This window comes from Allofranklinella schreckenbergeri (assembly GCF_003703475.1).
Lineage (GTDB): Bacteria > Pseudomonadota > Gammaproteobacteria > Burkholderiales > Burkholderiaceae_C > Lampropedia > Lampropedia schreckenbergeri.
On sequence record NZ_RDQM01000003.1, the window covers coordinates 82,787 to 100,450 of the forward strand.

At 64.2% G+C, this 17,664-nt stretch carries 17 protein-coding genes, 2 tRNA genes and 1 pseudogene; 15 read left to right on the forward strand and 5 right to left on the reverse strand.

Annotated elements, in window-relative coordinates; genetic code table 11:
* Positions 1-63 precede the first annotated feature (63 nt).
* From EBQ26_RS03015 to rho, 8 genes are all read left to right on the forward strand, one after another.
* Positions 64-1,194, forward strand: coding sequence for a methionine ABC transporter ATP-binding protein (locus EBQ26_RS03015; protein WP_122237562.1), 1,131 nt, complete (start codon positions 64-66; stop codon positions 1,192-1,194).
* Positions 1,184-1,876 (forward strand): methionine ABC transporter permease, encoded by a 693-nt coding sequence (locus tag EBQ26_RS03020; RefSeq protein ID WP_122237563.1) that lies wholly within the window; start codon positions 1,184-1,186, stop codon positions 1,874-1,876. Before EBQ26_RS03015 ends, EBQ26_RS03020 begins: the two co-directional genes overlap by 11 nt.
* Positions 1,877-1,884: 8 nt before the next feature.
* Entirely contained in the window at positions 1,885-2,685 is an 801-nt protein-coding gene (locus EBQ26_RS03025) for a 16S rRNA (uracil(1498)-N(3))-methyltransferase (RefSeq protein ID WP_122237684.1), read from the forward strand.
* A gap of 206 nt (positions 2,686-2,891) precedes the next feature.
* Positions 2,892-3,509: a DUF3299 domain-containing protein gene (locus EBQ26_RS03030; protein ID WP_122237564.1), complete on the forward strand. Its 618-nt coding sequence runs from the start codon at positions 2,892-2,894 to the stop codon at positions 3,507-3,509.
* Positions 3,510-3,785: 276 nt separating this feature from the next.
* The gene (locus EBQ26_RS03035) at positions 3,786-4,079 is read left to right on the forward strand and encodes a BTH_I0359 family protein (protein ID WP_122237685.1); all 294 of its coding nucleotides are present in this window, start codon (positions 3,786-3,788) and stop codon (positions 4,077-4,079) included.
* Between the two features lie 128 nt (positions 4,080-4,207).
* Positions 4,208-4,295, forward strand: a tRNA-Ser gene (locus EBQ26_RS03040).
* A 61-nt stretch (positions 4,296-4,356) separates the two neighbouring features.
* Positions 4,357-4,433, forward strand: a tRNA-Arg gene (locus EBQ26_RS03045).
* A 293-nt stretch (positions 4,434-4,726) separates the two neighbouring features.
* The gene (rho, locus tag EBQ26_RS03050) at positions 4,727-5,992 is read left to right on the forward strand and encodes a transcription termination factor Rho (protein ID WP_122237565.1); all 1,266 of its coding nucleotides are present in this window, start codon (positions 4,727-4,729) and stop codon (positions 5,990-5,992) included.
* Between the two features lie 106 nt (positions 5,993-6,098).
* On the opposite strand, the gene EBQ26_RS03055 is transcribed toward rho, so the two are convergent.
* The gene (locus EBQ26_RS03055) at positions 6,099-7,811 is read right to left on the reverse strand and encodes a bifunctional aminoglycoside phosphotransferase/ATP-binding protein (protein ID WP_238944103.1); all 1,713 of its coding nucleotides are present in this window, start codon (positions 7,809-7,811) and stop codon (positions 6,099-6,101) included.
* A 46-nt stretch (positions 7,812-7,857) separates the two neighbouring features.
* Here EBQ26_RS03055 and EBQ26_RS03060 point away from each other — a divergent pair, with 46 nt between their 5' ends.
* On the forward strand, positions 7,858-9,045 hold the full coding sequence (locus EBQ26_RS03060; RefSeq protein WP_122237566.1) for an aminotransferase-like domain-containing protein: 1,188 nt from the start codon (positions 7,858-7,860) through the stop codon (positions 9,043-9,045).
* Positions 9,046-9,147: 102 nt separating this feature from the next.
* Here the strand turns inward: EBQ26_RS03060 and purH are convergent, their stop codons facing one another.
* Positions 9,148-10,755 carry a bifunctional phosphoribosylaminoimidazolecarboxamide formyltransferase/IMP cyclohydrolase gene (gene purH / locus EBQ26_RS03065; protein WP_122237567.1) on the reverse strand — a complete coding sequence of 536 codons (1,608 nt, stop codon included), beginning with the start codon at positions 10,753-10,755 and terminating at the stop codon, positions 9,148-9,150.
* A gap of 164 nt (positions 10,756-10,919) precedes the next feature.
* Here purH and EBQ26_RS03070 point away from each other — a divergent pair, with 164 nt between their 5' ends.
* Both EBQ26_RS03070 and EBQ26_RS03075 read left to right on the forward strand, forming a co-directional pair.
* Entirely contained in the window at positions 10,920-11,108 is a 189-nt protein-coding gene (locus tag EBQ26_RS03070; protein WP_122237687.1) for a YqaE/Pmp3 family membrane protein, read from the forward strand.
* Between the two features lie 55 nt (positions 11,109-11,163).
* Positions 11,164-11,637: a DUF302 domain-containing protein gene (locus EBQ26_RS03075; RefSeq protein ID WP_122237568.1), complete on the forward strand. Its 474-nt coding sequence runs from the start codon at positions 11,164-11,166 to the stop codon at positions 11,635-11,637.
* Between the two features lie 121 nt (positions 11,638-11,758).
* On the opposite strand, the gene EBQ26_RS03080 is transcribed toward EBQ26_RS03075, so the two are convergent.
* Both EBQ26_RS03080 and EBQ26_RS03085 read right to left on the reverse strand, forming a co-directional pair.
* Positions 11,759-13,276, reverse strand: coding sequence for a catalase (locus EBQ26_RS03080; protein WP_122237569.1), 1,518 nt, complete (start codon positions 13,274-13,276; stop codon positions 11,759-11,761).
* A 233-nt stretch (positions 13,277-13,509) separates the two neighbouring features.
* Complete coding sequence (locus tag EBQ26_RS03085) at positions 13,510-13,947, reverse strand: RNA-binding S4 domain-containing protein (protein ID WP_122237688.1); 438 nt, start codon at positions 13,945-13,947, stop codon at positions 13,510-13,512.
* 261 nt (positions 13,948-14,208) lie between these two features.
* Here EBQ26_RS03085 and EBQ26_RS03090 point away from each other — a divergent pair, with 261 nt between their 5' ends.
* From EBQ26_RS03090 to EBQ26_RS13130, 3 genes and pseudogenes are all read left to right on the forward strand, one after another.
* Positions 14,209-15,678 carry a phosphomannomutase/phosphoglucomutase gene (locus EBQ26_RS03090; protein ID WP_122237570.1) on the forward strand — a complete coding sequence of 490 codons (1,470 nt, stop codon included), beginning with the start codon at positions 14,209-14,211 and terminating at the stop codon, positions 15,676-15,678.
* Between the two features lie 35 nt (positions 15,679-15,713).
* Positions 15,714-16,175, forward strand: coding sequence for a hypothetical protein (locus tag EBQ26_RS03095; RefSeq protein WP_147473991.1), 462 nt, complete (start codon positions 15,714-15,716; stop codon positions 16,173-16,175).
* Positions 16,176-16,224: 49 nt separating this feature from the next.
* Positions 16,225-16,419, forward strand: a pseudogene (locus tag EBQ26_RS13130) (phosphomannomutase/phosphoglucomutase); the annotation flags it as partial.
* Between the two features lie 14 nt (positions 16,420-16,433).
* Here EBQ26_RS13130 and EBQ26_RS03105 read toward each other — a convergent pair.
* Positions 16,434-16,937 carry an HPP family protein gene (locus tag EBQ26_RS03105; RefSeq protein WP_122237572.1) on the reverse strand — a complete coding sequence of 168 codons (504 nt, stop codon included), beginning with the start codon at positions 16,935-16,937 and terminating at the stop codon, positions 16,434-16,436.
* A gap of 97 nt (positions 16,938-17,034) precedes the next feature.
* Between EBQ26_RS03105 and EBQ26_RS03110 the strand changes: the two genes are divergently transcribed.
* The gene (locus tag EBQ26_RS03110; protein ID WP_122237573.1) at positions 17,035-17,583 is read left to right on the forward strand and encodes a TetR/AcrR family transcriptional regulator; all 549 of its coding nucleotides are present in this window, start codon (positions 17,035-17,037) and stop codon (positions 17,581-17,583) included.
* Positions 17,584-17,664: the final 81 nt, after the last annotated feature.

Sequence of the window (17,664 nt, forward strand, 5' to 3'; positions counted from 1 at the left end):
CAACAGACCAGGAGCCGGGCGCATGCCGCAGCGCGAACGCATCAAGCATGGGGAGAAGCAGGGGTGACGAGCCTGACAACACACACAGCCGCAGCGGCCCAGCCGGGCGACGCTGTGGTTTTCAAGGGCGTGGGCAAAACGTATCAGGCCGCATCCGGCCCGGTGCATGCGCTGGCCGACATCGATTTGGCGATTCCTCGCGGCTGCATCTTCGGCATCATTGGCCGCAGCGGGGCGGGTAAATCCAGCTTGCTGCGCACCATCAACCGGCTGGAGCGCCCCACTGAAGGGCAGGTGCTGGTGGAAGGGGTGGACATAGGTAGCCTGAGCGAGGAGGCACTGGTGCGCCAGCGCAGGCGCATCGGCATGATTTTTCAGCACTTCAACCTGCTGGCGGCCAAGACGGTGTGGGAGAACGTGGCCTTGCCGCTGCAAGTGGCGGGCGTGCCCGCCGCGCAGACCGAAGCGCGGGTGCGCGAGCTGCTGGAGCTGGTGGGCTTGGCCGACAAGCGCGATGTGTACCCCAAGCGCCTCTCGGGCGGGCAAAAGCAGCGCGTGGGCATTGCGCGCGCACTGGTGCACAACCCGCCGATTTTGCTGTGCGACGAGGCGACTTCGGCGCTGGATCCGGAGACCACGGCTGCGATCTTGCATTTGCTGCGCGACATCAACCGCCGCCTGGGCATTACCGTCATCCTCATCACGCACGAGATGAGCGTGATCCGCGAGATTGCCGATCGCGTGCTGGTGCTGGAAAAAGGCCGCATTGCCGAGCACGGCGAGGTTTGGCAGGTGTTTGGCGCACCGCGCCACGCGGCCACCCGCGCGCTGCTGGCGCCGCTGGAGCATGGCTTGCCCGACGATTTGCGCGAACGCCTGCTGCCCGAGCCGCCCGCGCAGCCGCACCAGCGCATCGTGCAATTGAGCTACACCGGCGCCCACGGGCTGGAGCCGGATTTCACCCGCCTGGCCCAGGCCCTGCCGGGGCTGCGCTTGCTGCATGGCGGCGTCGATCGCATCCAAGGCCATGCGCACGGGCATTTGATCGTCAGTATGGATGGGGCCGCGCCGCTGCCCCCGCAGGCCATGCAGGCAGTGCAGGCGCAAGAGATGGCTGGCGCGCCCGAAGCCGCGCTGGCAGGGCAGGCCCTGCCGCTGGCCCATCGCATGGAGGTGTTGGGTTATGTCGTTTGAATCCCTGTTGCAAAGCTGGCAGCCCGCCTGGCTGTCGATCCCGCTGACCACTTACTGGCAATCGCTGCTGGAGACGTTGCTGATGGTGGGCGTCTCCGGCGCCATCGCTTTTTTGGCGGGCGTGCCGCTGGCGCTGCTCTTGATCGTCACCGCGCCGGGGGGCTTTCTGGCTTCGCCGGGCATCAACCGCGCGGTGGGCTACGTCGTCAACGGCTTTCGCGCCGTGCCTTTCATCGTGCTGCTGGTGGCGCTCATCCCGTTCACGCGCTGGGTCGTGGGCACCACCATCGGCGTGTGGGCGGCCATCGTGCCGCTGGCCATCAGCGCCACGCCGTTTTTCGCCCGCATTGCCGAGGTCAGCCTGCGCGAAGTCGATCCCGGCCTGATCGAAGCGGCCCAGGCCATGGGCTGCCGCAAGTGGGACATCGTGCGCCACGTCTATCTGCCCGAAGCCATGCCCGGCATCATCGGCGGCTTCACCATCACCTTGGTAGCGCTCATCAGCTCCTCGGCCATGGCCGGTGCGGTGGGCGCGGGGGGGCTGGGCGATTTGGCCATTCGCTATGGCTACCAGCGCTTTGATTCGCAGGTGATGGTCGTCGTCATCGTTGCCTTGCTGCTGCTGGTCACCGCCGTGCAGTTTGCGGGCGACCGCTACGTGCGCTGGCTGCGCGAGCGTTGAGGCGCGTCATGCCATCAGCGCCCCGCATCCACCACCCTGGCCCGCTGGCCATCGGCGCCCATCTGGCCTTGCCCGAGCAGGCCGTGCGCCATGTGCAGGTGCTGCGCATGCAGCCCGGCCAGGCCATCACCCTGTTCCCCGGCGACGATGCCGAAAGCGGGCACGAATACGCCGCCACCATCACCGAGATGGGCCGCCACAGCGTGCAAGTGCGCATCGACGCCTGCGAAGTGCACGCGCGCGAAAACCGCATCGCCTTGCACCTGGCCCTGGGCATGCCCAGCAACGAGCGCATGGATTGGCTGGTGGAAAAGGCTACCGAGCTGGGTGCAGCCAGCATCACCCCCTTGATGACCGAGCGCAGCGTGCTGCGCCTGCAAGGCGAGCGCGCCGAGAAAAAACGCGCCCACTGGCAGGCCATCGCCATCGCCGCCTGCGAGCAATGCGGGCGCAACCGCGTGCCGCTGATCCAACCCGTGAGCACGCTGGCGGCCTATGTGCAGGCACAGGTACAGGCACAAGAGAAAGAACAGGCGCAGGCCGCCGGTGGGGCGCAGCGGCGCTGTGTGTTGAGCCTGCACGCGGGCAGCGCCCGCCTGGATGCACGCTGGCTGGCCGAGCTGGAGCAGGGCGGTGTGAATGCCCTCACCGTGCTCTCCGGCCCCGAAGGCGGCCTGAGCCAGGCTGAGGAACAACAAGCCCTGGCGGCGGGATGGGCCCCCTTGCACCTGGGCCCGCGCGTGCTGCGCGCCGAAACCGCGCCGCTGGCCGTGGCGGTTGCGCTGGGGCTGCTGGGGACAGCGCCGTGAGGCGCGGGGCAAATCGCCCTTGCCCGAAAGCGGCAACACCAGCCGCAAAGCCAGCGGCAAAAATCCGGCTATCGCTCTGACGGCCTATCCGACGCCCGATCCGAGGTTCCATCCGAGGCCCTATCTGGCGGCACAATGGCGCGCTTGCGCCAGACTGCACCCCGCGCCCAACCAGCCCTTTTTCTTTTGACGAATCCATCCCGACCATGAAACGCCCATCGCCGCTCTCCCGCCTTGTTTCCGCCCGCTTGCTCTGCCTAGTCGTGGCGGGCTGCCTGGGCCTGCCTGCTGCTGTTGCGGCGGGCAAGGAAAACGCCGCACCGCCAGCGGCCAAGGCCAGCCAGGGCAAAGCCGCCAGCGGCAAGCCCTTGGCGGTGAGCTGGGATTCCCTGGTGCCCGCCAATTGGGACCCCAGCGCCGAATTCGCCGACTTGTTTGCCGATGGCGCCGAGGAATGGGACGACAGCGACCCGCGCGCGCAAAAGCTCTACGACCGCATGCGCAAAGTCTGGGACAGCGCCCCCACCGTGAACGACTACCAAGGCAAGCTGGTGCGCCTGCCCGGCTATGTGGTGGCGCTGGAGGACGGCAAGGACGGCCTGCGCGAGCTGCTGCTGGTGCCCAACTTCGGCGCTTGCATCCACACCCCGCCGCCGCCAGCCAACCAAATCATCCACATCAAGCTGGAAAAACCCGTGAAAGGCTTTGCCTCGCTCGATGCCGTCTGGGCCACGGGCGAGCTGCAAGTGGCCCGGCAAAACTCCGAAATGGGCGTGAGCGGCTACAGCCTGCGCAACGCCAGACTGGAGCCGTACAAAGAATGAAATACACATCAATGTAAAAATGACTTGATGTGTAACAAGCCATAAAAAGGTTGTTTTGTTTCTTATTGATTGGTAAAAAAGGCCGGGCGTCAGGCGTGTGCCCGGCCTTTTTGCATGGTTTTTGCGCCCGCCAGCGTGGGGGTGTTGTGAGAGTGCCTGCAAGCGGGCCGGGGCGACGTTTTTTTCGTGCATACTGCCTCGAACCCTGTTTGTCCCTACTTGAAAGCCGACGCGTTGACCTCACTCATGTCCCAATCCATCACGCTGGAGGAGTCCATGAACACTTTGTATGAATCCGACGCATTTTCGGTCGTCCATATGCAGCAGGACGTCGCCTCGGCCCACCTGGAGGGCGAGCAACCGCGCCATCCGCTCGCGGGGCTGGTGCGCCACGGGTTTGAGATTGTGGATAAACGCTCAGGCCGCGAGGTCTACCTGGACGGCCGCTGGGCGGAGATTTTCCACGCCCAAATCCGCGAATGGCAGCGCAACACCCCCACGCAAGAGGAAGTGGAAGAAACGCTGGACAGCTACACCGGCCTTGCACACCACCCCGTGCATGTGCACTGACGCCTTGCACAGCCACTTGCATGCACCCCGGCGGCGCTGCGCGCGCGCCGGATCGCCCGAGCGCCCCCCGTTTTGCCCGTAGAATCGCGCCCTTGCTGGCCGGCTGCACGACGGATGCGCCAGCAATTGGAAGAGTGGCAGAGCGGTTGAATGCACCGGTCTTGAAAACCGGCGATGGGCGACCATCCGTGGGTTCGAATCCCACCTCTTCCGCCAAGAATCAAAACGCAGCCCGCTCTCCCCGAAGCGGGCTGCACTTTCTTGACCCACCTCATCACTGCCAGTAGCTCAACTGGATAGAGCAGCTGCCTTCTAAGCAGCAGGTCGGGGGTTCGAGTCCCTCCTGGCAGGCCAGGCCATGATTTGCTGTCATAATCGCCCGCTTTTCGCCCTCGCTTGGCGGCAGGGGGTGGCGGGGGCTTTCATAAGCTCCTGGCGCGAGGTTCTCAGAGGCTTTGAACAGGCTTTTTTGCAACTCATCCGCAGTTTTGAGGCCCGCAGCCTTGCCAACGCTGCTGTGCCGTATGGAGGCCCACAAGGCCATCGCTGCATCCTTCTTTATCGCCTTGGGCCTTTGAACAGGCTCTGACAGGCGCCTCCCCAACTCCCATCTTCTTTCTTTTCTCCATTTCTGGAGACTCGATTCCATGCACTTGAATGAGCTCAAGGCACTGCACGTGTCCGAAGTATTGAAGCAGGCCGAAGCCCTGGGTATCGAAAACACCGGCCGTATGCGCAAGCAGGAGCTGATGTTTGCCATCATCAAAAAACGCGCCAAGGAAAATGGCGAGCAGGTTTTCGCCGACGGCGTGCTGGAAATCCTGCCCGATGGCTTCGGCTTTTTGCGCAGCCCCGACACCAGCTTCACCGCCAGCACGGACGATATTTACATCTCGCCCAGCCAGGTGCGGCGCTTCAACCTGCACACGGGCGACATGATCGAGGGCGAGGTGCGCATCCCCAAGGATGGCGAGCGCTATTTCGCGCTGACCAAGCTCGACAAAATCAATGGCGGCCCGCCCGAGCAGAACAAGCACAAGGTGATGTTCGAGAACCTCACGCCGCTGTTCCCCAAACAGCAGATGAAGCTCGAGCGCGACATCAAGGCTGAGGAGAACATCACCGGCCGCATTATCGACATCATCGCCCCGCTGGGCCGTGGCCAGCGCGCGCTGATCGTGGCACCGCCCAAGAGCGGCAAGACCATGATGATGCAGCACATCGCCCACGCCATCACAGCCAACAACCCGGACGTGCACCTGATGGTGCTGCTGGTCGATGAGCGCCCTGAGGAAGTGACCGAGATGCAGCGCACCGTCAAGGGCGAGATCATCGCCTCGACCTTTGACGAGCCGGCCGCGCGCCACGTGCACGTGGCCGAGATGGTGATCGAGCGCGCCAAGCGCCTGGTGGAGCTGAAAAAGGACGTGGTGATCCTGCTGGACTCCATCACCCGCCTGGCGCGCGCTTACAACAACGTCGTGCCCACCAGCGGCAAGATTCTTTCGGGCGGGGTGGACGCCAATGCCTTGCACCGGCCCAAGCGCTTTTTTGGCGCCGCGCGCAATGTGGAGGAGGGCGGCAGCCTGACCATCATCGCCACCGCGCTGGTGGACACGGGCAGCCGCATGGACGAGGTGATCTTTGAGGAATTCAAGGGCACGGGCAACAGCGAAATCCACCTCAGCCGCCGCCTGTACGAAAAGCGCGTGTTCCCGGCTATCGAACTCTCCAAAAGCGGCACGCGCCGCGAGGAGCTGCTGCTGGCGCCCGAGGTGCTGCAGAAAACGCGCATCCTGCGCCAGTTCCTGTTCAACATGGACGAGATCGAATCCATGGAGCTGATGCTCAAGAACATGAAGGTCACCAAGAACAATCACGAGTTTTTCGACATGATGCGCCGAGGCGGTTGAGGCCTTGCGCTCGCCGCCACCCACTACACCCAATGCCAAGCGCCCTTTCGGGGCGCTTTTTATTTCAAATCAATGGAAAAAATATTGCCTTGTTTCGGCAATATTTCTAACTATCGTTTTTTCCTTTGATTTGAAATTTCGCTAAATCGTCCAAGCAGGCCGTCAGCCAGTCGCGCTGGCGGGTATCAATGTGGCAGGCTACGGCTTGTTCGCCCTCGTCCAGCGGTTCCAGCCACTGCTGCTGCCGTGCCAGCACATCGGCAGTGGCTTCGGACGGGTCCTGGCCCTGGTTCTGGCGCAGGGCGAGGCGCTGGCGCAAAACCGCTTCGGGGGCCTGGCAGTGCAGGATGGCAAAGGGCAGGCCCCGCTGGCGGGCCAGTGCGTGCATGGCGTCGCGTTGCTCGCGGCGCAAAAAAGCGGCGTCGATGACGACTGGCCAGCCCGCTTCCAGCGCGCCTGCGGCCAGTTCGCCCAGGCGGGCGAAGGTGCGGGCGGTGGCCTCGGGCGTGTAGATATTGAGGCCGCGCTGGGCGGAGTCCTCCAGCGCTGCGAGGCCAAACAGGCGTTTGCGCTCCACATCCGAGCGCAGGCGCACGGCGCCCAGGCGGGCTATCACGGCTGCGGCGACGGTGGATTTGCCCGAGCCGGACAGGCCGCAGGTGATGAGCAGGGGCGGGCGGTGCGGCGCGTTGGCGGGCGCTGCCGGGGCAGCTTGGGCGGCTGTGCCTGCTGTCCAGCGGTCGAGCAAGTCCACATAGCGCTGGCCTTGCGCGGCCTGGCCGGGGGTGAGCTGCGCCACCATCGCCCGCACCAGCGCGCGATACACCTCGTAAAAACGCCAGGTGCCCAAGCCTGCGTAATCGCCGCTGGTTTGCAGCCAGCCGTCCATCAGGTGCGCGGCCAGATCGCTGCGGCCGTGGGCGTGCAAATCCATGCTGAGAAAGGCGATATCGTTGACGGGATCGAGCCAGCGCATGGCGGGCTGGAATTCGATGCCGTCAAAGGGCGCGATGGCATCGCCCAGCACGACCAGATTGCCCAGGTGCAAATCGCCATGCCCTTCGCGCACGAGGCGCTGGCGCGCCTGCCATAGCGGCCACAGGCGCTGGCTTTGCGCCTCCACCCAAGCCTGCCAGGCGGGCACATGCGCCGCCAGTGCGCCTTGGCGCAGGGTGCGCAGGACTTGATCGACTTCGGTGCGGATCAGCTCCGGGCTGCCATAGCGCGGATCGGGGTTGGCCGCGCTGGCTTGGGCGTGGAACTGGGCCAGGCGCTGGCCGAGGGCGTGCAGGCCGGGAGCGCTGACGGGATCCGCAGCCGGGCCGATGGCCGCGTTCGCCACGGGGGCATGGTGGGTGCGCGCCTGCTTGGCCTGGGCAGCCGTCAGGCGCGCGCTCAGCAAAGCGTCGGCGGGAAAGCGCTGCATTTCCACCGCCCATTCGCTGGGGATGCGGTTGGCGTGGGTGGTTGGCGTGTCGGGGGCATGCCAGCTCAGGCGGCCCGCTGCATCGCGCCAGAGAGGGTGCAAGCCCAGATACAGCTCGGGCGCAAAGCGGCGGTTCAGGCGCAGCTCCTCCTCGCAGCAATGCTGGCGCTGGGCCAGCGTGCGGAAATCGAGAAAGGGCAGGTGCACGGGCTTTTTGATCTTCCACACCCGCTGGCCGCCCATCAGCAGCCAGGAGATATGCGTTTGCACCAGGGCCACATCGGCCAGGCCTTGCTGGCGCAGCTCTTGCAGCAGGGCTTCGATATCCTGATCGGCGGGCGCAGTGCGCTGCATGGGGGGCTTGGGGGTTTCACGGGGGCTGGAATCGGGCATGCGGCCAATTATGATGCGGCGTTTTTCCTCCTTGCCGCTACGCATCATGCAATTCGCCCCCCGTCTTCAAAACGTCGAAACCTCCGCCATCCGCGAGATCTTCAAACTGCTGGGCCGCCCCGGCATCATCAGCTTTGCGGGGGGCTTTCCCGATGCGGCGCTGTTCGATGTGCAAGGGTTGGCCGAAGCGGCGCAAACGGCGCTGGCCGAGCATCCCGCCATCGCTTTGCAATACGGCCCCACGGAAGGTTACGAGCCGCTGCGCGAGCAAATTGCCGCCAGCCTTGCGGCCCAGGGCGCCAGCGTGCAGGCAGCGGATGTGCTGGTGACCACGGGCAGCCAGCAGGCGCTGGATTTGCTGGGCAAAACCATGCTTTCGCCGGGCGATACGGTGCTGGTGGAGGGGCCGACATTCCTGGCCACCATCCAGTGTTTTCGCCTTTACGGCGCGCAGGTGGTGGCGGTGCCCATCGACCACGAAGGGGTGCAAGTCGATGCGCTGGAGCAGCGCATTCGCGCGCATCGCCCGCGGCTGATTTACCTCATCCCCACCTTTGGCAACCCCAGTGGCGCGCAGCTTTCATTGGAGCGCCGCCGCCGCATTCTGGAGCTGGCGGCGCAATACCAGGTGCTGGTGGTGGAGGACAACCCCTATGGCGAGCTGTATTTCGATGCCCCGCCGCCGCCCAGTTTGTTGGCGCTCAGCGCCCAAGTGCCGGGCAGCCGCGATTGGCTGGCCTATTGCGGCAGTTTCTCCAAAACGCTCTCGCCCGGCCTGCGCCTGGGCTGGATGGTGGCGCCCGCCGCGCTGTTGCAGCAAGCGGTGATGTGCAAGCAGTTCAGCGATGCCAATAGCAGCATGCTGGCGCAGGTCACCGCCAGCGCCTATCTGGCCAGCGGCCGCCTGCCTGCCGCGCTGGCGCAGGTGCAAGCGGCTTACGCCCACCGTGCACGGTTGATGATGCAGTGCCTGGAGCAAGAAATGGGCGATGCCATTGCCTACACCCCGCCGCAGGGCGGCATGTTCATCTGGGCGCGCCTGACAGGACGGCGCGGCGATGGCGATGCCGCGCCTTTTGTGCGCCGTGGCATTGAGCAAGGCGTGGCCGTGGTGCCTGGCGCGCCGTTTTACGCCAGCGAGCCGGATGGGGCGACTTTCCGCATGAGTTATGCCACGGCGGCGGACGAGAAAATCATCGAAGGCGTGCAGCGCCTGGCGCGGGCGCTGGTGTGATGCCTGACGCTGCCCTTTGAGCGCAGCGGCCCCGTGCGGACGGCGTGGCCGTCGGGGCGCTGCTTGCGTGGCTGCGGCTTATTGGCAGGCAGGCGATCGCGATCAGTGGCGGAAATGGCGCACGCCGGTAAAGACCATCGCCACCCCGCGCTCGTTGGCCGCGTCGATCACTTCCTGATCGCGCATGGAGCCGCCGGGCTGGATCACGCAAGTTGCGCCGTGGTCGATCACCACATCCAGCCCATCGCGGAAGGGGAAGAAGGCATCGCTGGCCACTGCCGTGCCGTTCAGCGACAGGCCCGCGTGCTGGGCCTTGATGCTGGCGATGCGGGCGGAGTCGAGCCGGCTCATCTGGCCTGCGCCCACGCCCATCGTCATGCCATCCTTGCAGAACACGATGGCATTGCTTTTCACGAATTGGGCGACTTTCCAGGCGAACAGCAAATCCTGCAATTGCTCCGCGGTGGGCTGCTTTTGCGTGACCACCTTGAGGTCGGCCAGGGTCAGCTCATGGTTGTCGGCGGTCTGGATCAGCAGGCCAGAGCCAACGCGCTTGAAATCCAGCGCATTCTGGCCGCGCGCCCAGGGCGTGGCGCCTTGGCGCTGTACATCGGCCAGGGGGATGCGCAGCACGCGCACGTTTTGCTTGGCTTGCAGCAGCGCCAAGGCTTCGGGCGTGAAGTCGGGCGCCATCAGCACTTCGACGAATTGTTTGGAGACAGCCTCGGCCGCCGCCGCATCCACCGGGGTGTTGAAGGCGATGATGCCGCCGAAGGCGCTGGTCGGATCGGTTTTGAAGGCCTTGCTGTAGGCCTCCAGCGCGTTGGCGCCCACGGCCACGCCGCAGGGGTTGGCGTGCTTGACGATGACGCAGGCGGGCACGTCCCATTGCTTGACGCATTCCCAGGCCGCGTCGCCATCGGCGATGTTGTTGTAGGACAGCTCCTTGCCTTGCAATTGCTCGGCCGTGACCAGCGAGCCAGGCGCCGGGTGCAGATCGCGGTAGAACGCGGCTTGCTGGTGGGGGTTTTCGCCATAGCGCAGGTCTTGCAGCTTGACGAAGCTGCCATTGCTTTGCGCGGGGAAGGGCGAGCGAGTGGGGCTTTGCCCGGCGCTGGAGGCGGAAAAGTCAATGGACGAGAGCCAGTCGCTGATGGCCGCGTCGTACTGCGCAATGCGGTTGAAGGCGGCTACCGAGAGGCCAAAGCGCGTCTGGCGCGAGAGCTGCCCGGCCGCTTGCAGCTCGGCCAGCACGGGGGCGTATTGGCTGGCATCGGTCAGCACGGCCACATCCTGCCAGTTCTTGGCGGCGCTGCGCACCATGGCGGGGCCGCCGATGTCGATGTTTTCGATTGCGTCTTCCAGCGTGCAGCCGGGCTTGGCGACGGTGGCTTCAAACGGGTAGAGGTTGACCACCAGCAGATCGATGGTGTCGATGCCATGCTCTTTCAGCGCCGCCATGTGCGCGGGCAGATCGCGCCGCGCCAGCAGGCCGCCGTGGATGCGCGGGTGCAGGGTTTTGACGCGCCCGTCGAGCATTTCCGGAAAGCCGGTGACTTCAGCCACCTCGGTGACGGGCAAGCCCGCCTGGGCCAGCAGTTGGGCTGTGCCGCCGGTGGAGAGCAGGCGCACGCCCAGCGCGTGCAGGGATTGGGCAAATTCAACAATGCCGGTCTTGTCGGAAACGGAAATCAGGGCAGAGAGGGACATGGGGGCTGCGAAAGGGGTAACGAAACGAAAAAACCGGCTATTGTAAGAAGCTGTGCAAGTGTGTTGCGAGTAGGCGCGCAGCCCCGTCAGCCTCTTGCATGGCAGCAAATGGCCCCCAAATGGGGGCCGTTTTTCGCTTTTTTTTCGGGAAAGGGTTTCACACCATGCGTTTGCTGCTTGCCATCTTTTTGCCGTTTCTGGTGTTTTTCACCATCGGCCGCCCGCTGGCGGGGATTGTGTGCCTGGTGTTGCAAATCACCCTGATCGGCTGGCTGCCCGCCGCGCTGTGGGCGGTGTACGCGTTGAGTCAGTACAAAACGGATGAAAAAATCCGCCGCAGCCTGGGGCATTGACCTCGTGCATGCCCCACCCACTGTTGATATGTTCGTGTAGGAAAGGAATATAACCATGTTGAAACATCTCGGCTTTACCTCTTTGGCCCTCTGTTTGTCGATGGCGGCCGCAAGCCCCGCTTGGGCTGTGGATGCGCAGCCTGCGCAGGTGGATGGCTTGCTGACGGTCAAAAGCGCCTACTCCGCACCCGAATCGCTCAAGCGCGTGGAAGATGCGCTGAAGGCCAAGGGCTTGACTATTTTCACGGTGATTGACCACCAAAAGGCTGCGCAAGAGCAGCAATTGGACATGCCCGCAGCCAGCGTGATCGTGTTTGGCAACCCCAAGCTGGGCACGCCGATGATGGTGCAAACGCCAACCTTGGCGATCGATCTGCCCTCGAAAGTGCTGGTTTGGGAAGATGGCAAAGGCAATGTGTTCGTTTCCATGAACACCGCCGCTTACATGGCCAAGCGCCACCATCTGCCCGAGAGCGTGACGGCGCCGCTGGCGGGCCTGGAGAAGCTGGTGCCTGCTGCGGTGCAGTGATTTTGCAAATCAAAGGATAAAAAACAATGCCTTTTAGGCATGTTATGAAATAAATTGTTTTTCTTTTGATTGAAATGAAAAAAGGGCCGAATGGCCCTTTTTTTCTTGGCTTGTCACAGCATTACAGCAAGCCGGGATTGCCCTTGGCCGGATCGCTGTCGCGGGCGGCCAGCGCATCGGCCACCGTCAGGCCCAGCGCCTTGGCCACGCCTTCACCGTAGGCGGGATGGCAGGCGTTGCAGTTGCGGATGTGGCGGTACTTGATGAAATCAGGCGCATCGCCCATTGCGGCAGCGGTGTTGGTGAACAGCACTTGCTGTTGCGCGGGACTCATCAATTGGAACAGGGCGCGCGGTTGGCTGAAGTAGTCGCTGTCGTCCTCGCGGAAACTCCAATGCGCGGCGTCGCCGGAGATGCGCAGGGGCGGCTCGGCATACTGGGGCTGCTCTTGCCATTGGCCGAAGCTGTTGGGTTCATAGTGCAGGGCGCTGCCGTAGTTGCCATCGGCGCGGCCTTCGCCATCGCGGGCGTTGCTCATCACCGGGCAGCGCGGCTTGTTCACCGGGATTTGGTGGTGGTTCACGCCCAGGCGGTAGCGCTGTGCATCGGCGTAGTTGAACAGGCGCGCTTGCAGCATGCGGTCGGGCGAGACGCCAATGCCGGGTACCAGGTTGCTGGGGGCAAAGGCCGATTGCTCGACGTCGGCGAAGAAGTTTTCCGGGTTTTTGTTCAGCTCGAACTCGCCCACTTCGATCAGCGGGTAGTCCTTTTTCGGCCAGACCTTGGTCAGGTCGAACGGGTGGTAAGGCACTTTTTCCGCTTCGGCTTCGGGCATGACCTGAACGTACATCTTCCATTTCGGGAAATCGCCGCGTTCAATGGCTTCGTACAGATCCCGCTGGTGGCTTTCACGGTCTTCACCAATGAGTTTGGCCGCTTCCTCGTTGGTGAGGTTCTTGATGCCCTGCTGGGTGCGGAAGTGGAATTTCACCCAGAAGCGCTCGCCCGCCTCGTTCCAGAAGCTGTAGGTGTGGCTGCCAAAGCCGTGCATGTGGCGGTAGCTGGCGGGAATGCCACGGTCGCTCATCACGACGGTGACCTGGTGGAAGGCTTCGGGCAGCAGGGTCCAGAAATCCCAGTTGTAGGTGGCGCTGCGCAGGTTGGTACGCGGGTCGCGCTTGACGGCCTTGTTCAAGTCGGGGAACTTGCGCGGGTCGCGCATGAAGAACACGGGGGTGTTGTTGCCCACCATGTCCCAGTTGCCTTCTTCGGTGTAGAACTTCAGCGCAAAGCCGCGAATATCGCGCTCGGCGTCGGCGGCGCCCCGCTCGCCAGCGACGGTGGTGAAGCGAGCGAACATTTCCGTCTTCTTGCCCACTTCGCTGAAGATTTTGGCGCGGGTGTATTTGGTGATGTCGTTGGTGACGGTGAAGGTGCCAAACGCCCCGCTGCCTTTGGCGTGCATGCGGCGCTCGGGGATGACTTCACGCACGAAGTTGGCGAGCTTTTCGTTCAACCACAAATCCTGCGCCAGCAGCGGGCCGCGCGCGCCAGCGGTGAGGCTGTCCTGGTTGTTGGGCACCGGCGCGCCGTTGTTCATGGTGAGATGGGTGATGGGGCATTTGTTGGGAGTTGACATCGTGGAGTCCTTTCCGGGGTGGTTGGGCAGGGCGTGCCTGCGTGATGTGATGAGCGATAAATTATGGCTATTTATTTTTGTTTTGTGATTGTTTTTTTGTAATTCGATGATAGTCTGGCTGTATAGTGGCGTCGAAGATCTTATTTTTACCAATCAAAAAGAAAATTTTTAACGTGTTTTAGGCTTGTTTATAGTTAAATTGAATTTACTTTTGATTGAAATTTGGTGAGCGCTTATTTCCCCTCCCGCACCATGCGGGCCGACCAGCGCGCATCCAGTGGCGCGCGTGGCGCGGTGTCCCACTGCTGGCGCAGTTGCTCCAGCTCGCGGCGGTCTTTCTTGGTGGGGCGGCCGTGGCGCAGCATGTCGGCAGGCTCCGGGGCCAGGCGCAGCAGCTGCGCGCGTTGCTCGCGCGCGGCCAGGCTTTCGGGCGTTTCCTCATACAGCGTTTGCGCCACCGCAGCCGGGCCGCGCATGGCGCTCAGGCCGCGCACCTGCACCGTTCGCTGGTGCACGCCGTGCCCGAGGATGAGCGTATCGCCCACGCGCAGCTCCCGCGACGCTTTGGCGACGATGCCGTTGACCACCACACGGCCCTTGGCAATTTCTTCGGCCGCCAGCGCGCGGGTTTTGTGAAAGCGGGCGCACCACAGCCATTTGTCCAGCCGCATGCCTTCTGCGGGCGTGGTTTGGGCGGGCGCTTGGCGCTGCGCGAGTTTGGAGGTTTGAGCGGTTTTTTGTTTGGCCATAAAAGAACGTACAAGCGATGTGGGAGCTACTCAGGCGAGGCAACGCGGCGCAAATGGGGCTGCCATAGGCCCTCTACAATGCCGCGCTTGTTTTTTGCCCTTTTTCGGGCTTGTTTTTTGCCCCTTTTTGCCTCCCTTTTCGGGCCGCATTGTCCAGGCGGCTTCAGCCCCTTGCTTCTTCCCATGCCTTTTCTCGCCACGCCCCTTGCCGCATCCATTTTCAAAGCCTACGACATCCGTGGCACCACGCCCGTGACCATCAACGAAGCCCTGGCCGAGGCGCTGGGCCGCGCCTTTGGCACGCGCGCCCTGGCCGAGGGCCAGCGCACCGTGGCCGTGGGGCGCGACGGGCGGCTCTCCGGCCCGGCGCTGGCCGCTGCATTGATGCGCGGGCTGGTGGCGGTGGGCATCGAGGTCATCGACATCGGCCAGTGCACCACGCCCATGCTGTACTTCGCCGCCAGCACCCTGTGCCAAAGCGGCATCCAGGTCACGGGCAGCCACAACCCGCGTGACGACAACGGCTTCAAGATGGTGCTGGCCGGCCGCGCCATTTACGGCGATGAGATCCAGGCGCTGCGCCGCATCATCGAAGAAGAAAGCTGGCAATTGAAAGAGGGCGGCCGCGTGCGCCAGGCGGACGTGTTGCCCGCCTACCGCGAGCGCATCGTGGGCGATGTGCGCCTGGCGCGCCCCGTGCAAACCAGCGGCCAAAGCGCCAGCGCGGGCCTGTGCGAGATCAAGCAGGCCATGACGCGCCCCATGAAAGTGGTGGTGGACTGCGGCAACGGCGTGGCCGGCGCCTCGGCCCCCGGCATCCTGCGCGCCCTGGGCTGCGAGGTGATCGAGCTGTTCACCGAAGTGGACGGGCGCTTTCCCAACCACCACCCAGACCCATCCAAGCCCGAGAACCTGCGCGACGTGATCCGCACCCTGCAAGACACCGACGCCGAGCTGGGCCTGGCCTTTGATGGCGATGGCGATCGCCTGGGTATCGTCACCAAGGACGGGCAAACCATCTTCCCCGACCGGCAAGTGATGCTGTTCGCGCAGGACGTGCTCACCCGCGTGCCCGGCGCACATATCGTGTTCGACGTCAAATGCAGCCAGCGCCTGGCCCCGGCCATTGAGGCCGCAGGCGGCGTGCCGCTGATGCACAAGACGGGCCACTCGCTCGTCAAGGCCAAGATGAAGGAAGTCGATGCCCCGCTGGGCGGCGAGATGAGCGGCCACATCTTCTTCAAGGAGCGCTGGTACGGCTTTGACGACGGCACCTACGCCGCAGCCCGCCTGCTGGAAATCCTCAGCCGCTATCCCGACCCCAGCGCCGTGCTGAACGCCTTGCCCAGCAGCCACAGCACGCCCGAGCTGAACGTGCCCTGCGCCGAAGGCGAGCCGCACCGCCTGGCCGCCGAGCTGCAAGCCCTGGCAGCCGATGCCTTTAGCGCCCCCGCGCAGGTCAACACCATCGACGGCCTGCGCGTGGACTGGCCCGACGGCTTCGGCCTGATCCGCGCCAGCAACACCACGCCCGTGCTGGTGCTGCGCTTTGAAGGCCACACGCCCGAGGCGCTGGCGCGCATCGAGCGCGACATGCTGGCCCTGCTGCGCCGCGTCAAGCCCGATGCGCAAGTGGGCGCGGCGGCGCATTGAACGGTGCGGCAGCAACCCCAGGGCAGCCCTCAGCCTTGAAAAAGTCCTTGCACCGACTGGCGCTGGTCATCGCCCTGATCGCGGGCCTGTGGGTGGCCTTGCTGTATGTGCCCAGCGGCTACAGCTGGCTGGTGGGCGGGCTGTGGCTGGGGCTGATCTTCGTGGCCTTGCCCTTGCTGCTGCTTTGCTCGTATGAGGCGCTGGGCGCGCTGCTGGCTTCGCGCCGGGCGCGCCGAGCTGGCGCATCGCCAGAAGACGCGGGCGGGCTGTTGCTGCACGTGTGCGCGGCCTTTGCGCTGGCAGTGGGCGCGCTGGTGGCCTGGATGGCGCGGGGCGGCGCTGTTAGCGCCATGCCGGTGGGCTGGCTCATGCTCATACTGCCTGCGCTGGTATATGTCTTGGGTTGGTCAGTGGCCTTGCAACGCCCGCCCGCACAACTGCTGCTGTATGGCTTGCGCAAGCTGCGGCAATGGTGGCGCTCTCGCCGGAATTCATAAGCCACACATAGGCCCGCAAAAGCCCAGCGCGCCAGTCCAATGCAGCCAGCGCCTGGCCGCCGAGCTGCAAGCGCTGATGGGCAATGCCCTCAGCGCCCCCGCGCAGGTCAACGCCATCGACGGCCTGCGCGTGGACTGGCCCGACGGCTTCGGCTTGATCCGCGCCAGCAACACCACGCCCGTGCTGGCGCTGCGCTTTGAAGGCCACATGCCCGATGCGCCGCTGGGCGGGGCGGCGCACTGAAGCTGTCGCCGGCTTTACCACCAGTAGGTGGGATAACGCCTGGGCTGGCTCAGGTTGTTGTAGAGCAGAGCCACCAGCACGATGATCAACGAGCCGAGCAAGGTGGGCGTGAGCAGGAAGGACCAGCCCGCGCCGCCCAGCATCACGATCAGCGGGTTGGAGCCAGCGGGCGGGTGCGGCATGCGAAATATCAGCATCAAGGCCACCGCGCTGCCCACCGCCAGCGCCATCGACCACCAGTGCGGGCCGAGCCAGGCCAGAAAGACCAGCCCGGTCAGTGAGGCAATGAAGTGCCCGCCGATCACATTGCGCGGCTGTGCGAACGGGCTTTGCGGATAGGCGAACACCAGCAGGCAACTGGCGCCGAAAGAGCCCAGGATCAGAGCCAACTGGCTGCCGCTGGCCAGCCCGGCGAAGGCCGCTGTGGCCAGTGCCGCGCCGCCCCAGGCAATGGCAATCATCCGCCACGGCAGGCGCGGCGGGCAGGGCTCGGTGGCGGTGAAAATCTTGTCTCGCATGCAATCTCCTTGAACAGCCCGATCTGGCACGAATAAACTGATCGGTATACAGGCGACCGATAGTAAACCGATCGGTGTACTTCTGCAAGGCGCATCTATGGACACTCGGCAACACATCCTCATCGCGGCCCACGACCTGTTTTACCGGCAAGGCTTTCACGCCTGCGGCGTGGAGCTGCTGGCGCAGCAGGCCGGCACCACCAAGCGCACGCTCTACGCGCACTTCGGCAGTAAAGATGGTTTGATTGATGCCGTGCTGGTCTATCGGCACGAGCAATTCATGGCGCGCATGCAGGCCGCGCTGCAAAAAAGGCCGGCCCGCGAGGCCGACCGCGCCTATCTGGACTTCATCGCGGCATGGACGCAATCAGAAGGCTTTTGCGGCTGCATGTTCATCAATGCCAGCGCCGAATACGCCGATGCCCAGTCCGCCCCCCACCAGCATGCCGCCCGGCACAAGACGCAGGTTCGCCAGCTTCTGCTTTCGCGCCTGCAAGAAGGCGGCTTTGAGAGCGCCGAGGTGGTTGCCGACCTGCTGTTTTTGTACGGCGAGGGCATGATCGTGGCGGCGCAGGCGGGGCAGTTTTCGTTCAAGGCGCGCATCCCGGACATGCTGCGATCTATCCGCCAGATGCAAGGCTCTTGAGTGCAGCCCGGACGAAGAATCGGCCGTCACTTGGCCAGTGTCACCCGGGTGCTGAGCGGATAACACCAGCTTTTGTTTCAA

Bases quoted from the DNA above. Each gene is read 5' to 3' on its own strand.
- EBQ26_RS03075 (WP_122237568.1), top strand. From the start codon at position 11,164: ATGTTGAAACATCTCGGCTTTACCTCTTTGGCCCTCTGTTTGTCGATG.
- EBQ26_RS03055 (WP_238944103.1), bottom strand. From the start codon at position 7,811: ATGCCCGATTCCAGCCCCCGTGAAACCCCCAAGCCCCCCATGCAGCGC.
- purH (WP_122237567.1), bottom strand. From the start codon at position 10,755: ATGTCCCTCTCTGCCCTGATTTCCGTTTCCGACAAGACCGGCATTGTT.
- rho (WP_122237565.1), top strand. From the start codon at position 4,727: ATGCACTTGAATGAGCTCAAGGCACTGCACGTGTCCGAAGTATTGAAG.
- EBQ26_RS03070 (WP_122237687.1), top strand. From the start codon at position 10,920: ATGCGTTTGCTGCTTGCCATCTTTTTGCCGTTTCTGGTGTTTTTCACC.
- EBQ26_RS03030 (WP_122237564.1), top strand. From the start codon at position 2,892: ATGAAACGCCCATCGCCGCTCTCCCGCCTTGTTTCCGCCCGCTTGCTC.
- EBQ26_RS03025 (WP_122237684.1), top strand. From the start codon at position 1,885: ATGCCATCAGCGCCCCGCATCCACCACCCTGGCCCGCTGGCCATCGGC.
- EBQ26_RS03110 (WP_122237573.1), top strand. From the start codon at position 17,035: ATGGACACTCGGCAACACATCCTCATCGCGGCCCACGACCTGTTTTAC.
- EBQ26_RS03035 (WP_122237685.1), top strand. From the start codon at position 3,786: ATGAACACTTTGTATGAATCCGACGCATTTTCGGTCGTCCATATGCAG.
- EBQ26_RS03085 (WP_122237688.1), bottom strand. From the start codon at position 13,947: ATGCGGCTGGACAAATGGCTGTGGTGCGCCCGCTTTCACAAAACCCGC.
- EBQ26_RS03105 (WP_122237572.1), bottom strand. From the start codon at position 16,937: ATGCGAGACAAGATTTTCACCGCCACCGAGCCCTGCCCGCCGCGCCTG.
- EBQ26_RS03060 (WP_122237566.1), top strand. From the start codon at position 7,858: ATGCAATTCGCCCCCCGTCTTCAAAACGTCGAAACCTCCGCCATCCGC.
- EBQ26_RS03080 (WP_122237569.1), bottom strand. From the start codon at position 13,276: ATGTCAACTCCCAACAAATGCCCCATCACCCATCTCACCATGAACAAC.
- EBQ26_RS03020 (WP_122237563.1), top strand. From the start codon at position 1,184: ATGTCGTTTGAATCCCTGTTGCAAAGCTGGCAGCCCGCCTGGCTGTCG.
- EBQ26_RS03090 (WP_122237570.1), top strand. From the start codon at position 14,209: ATGCCTTTTCTCGCCACGCCCCTTGCCGCATCCATTTTCAAAGCCTAC.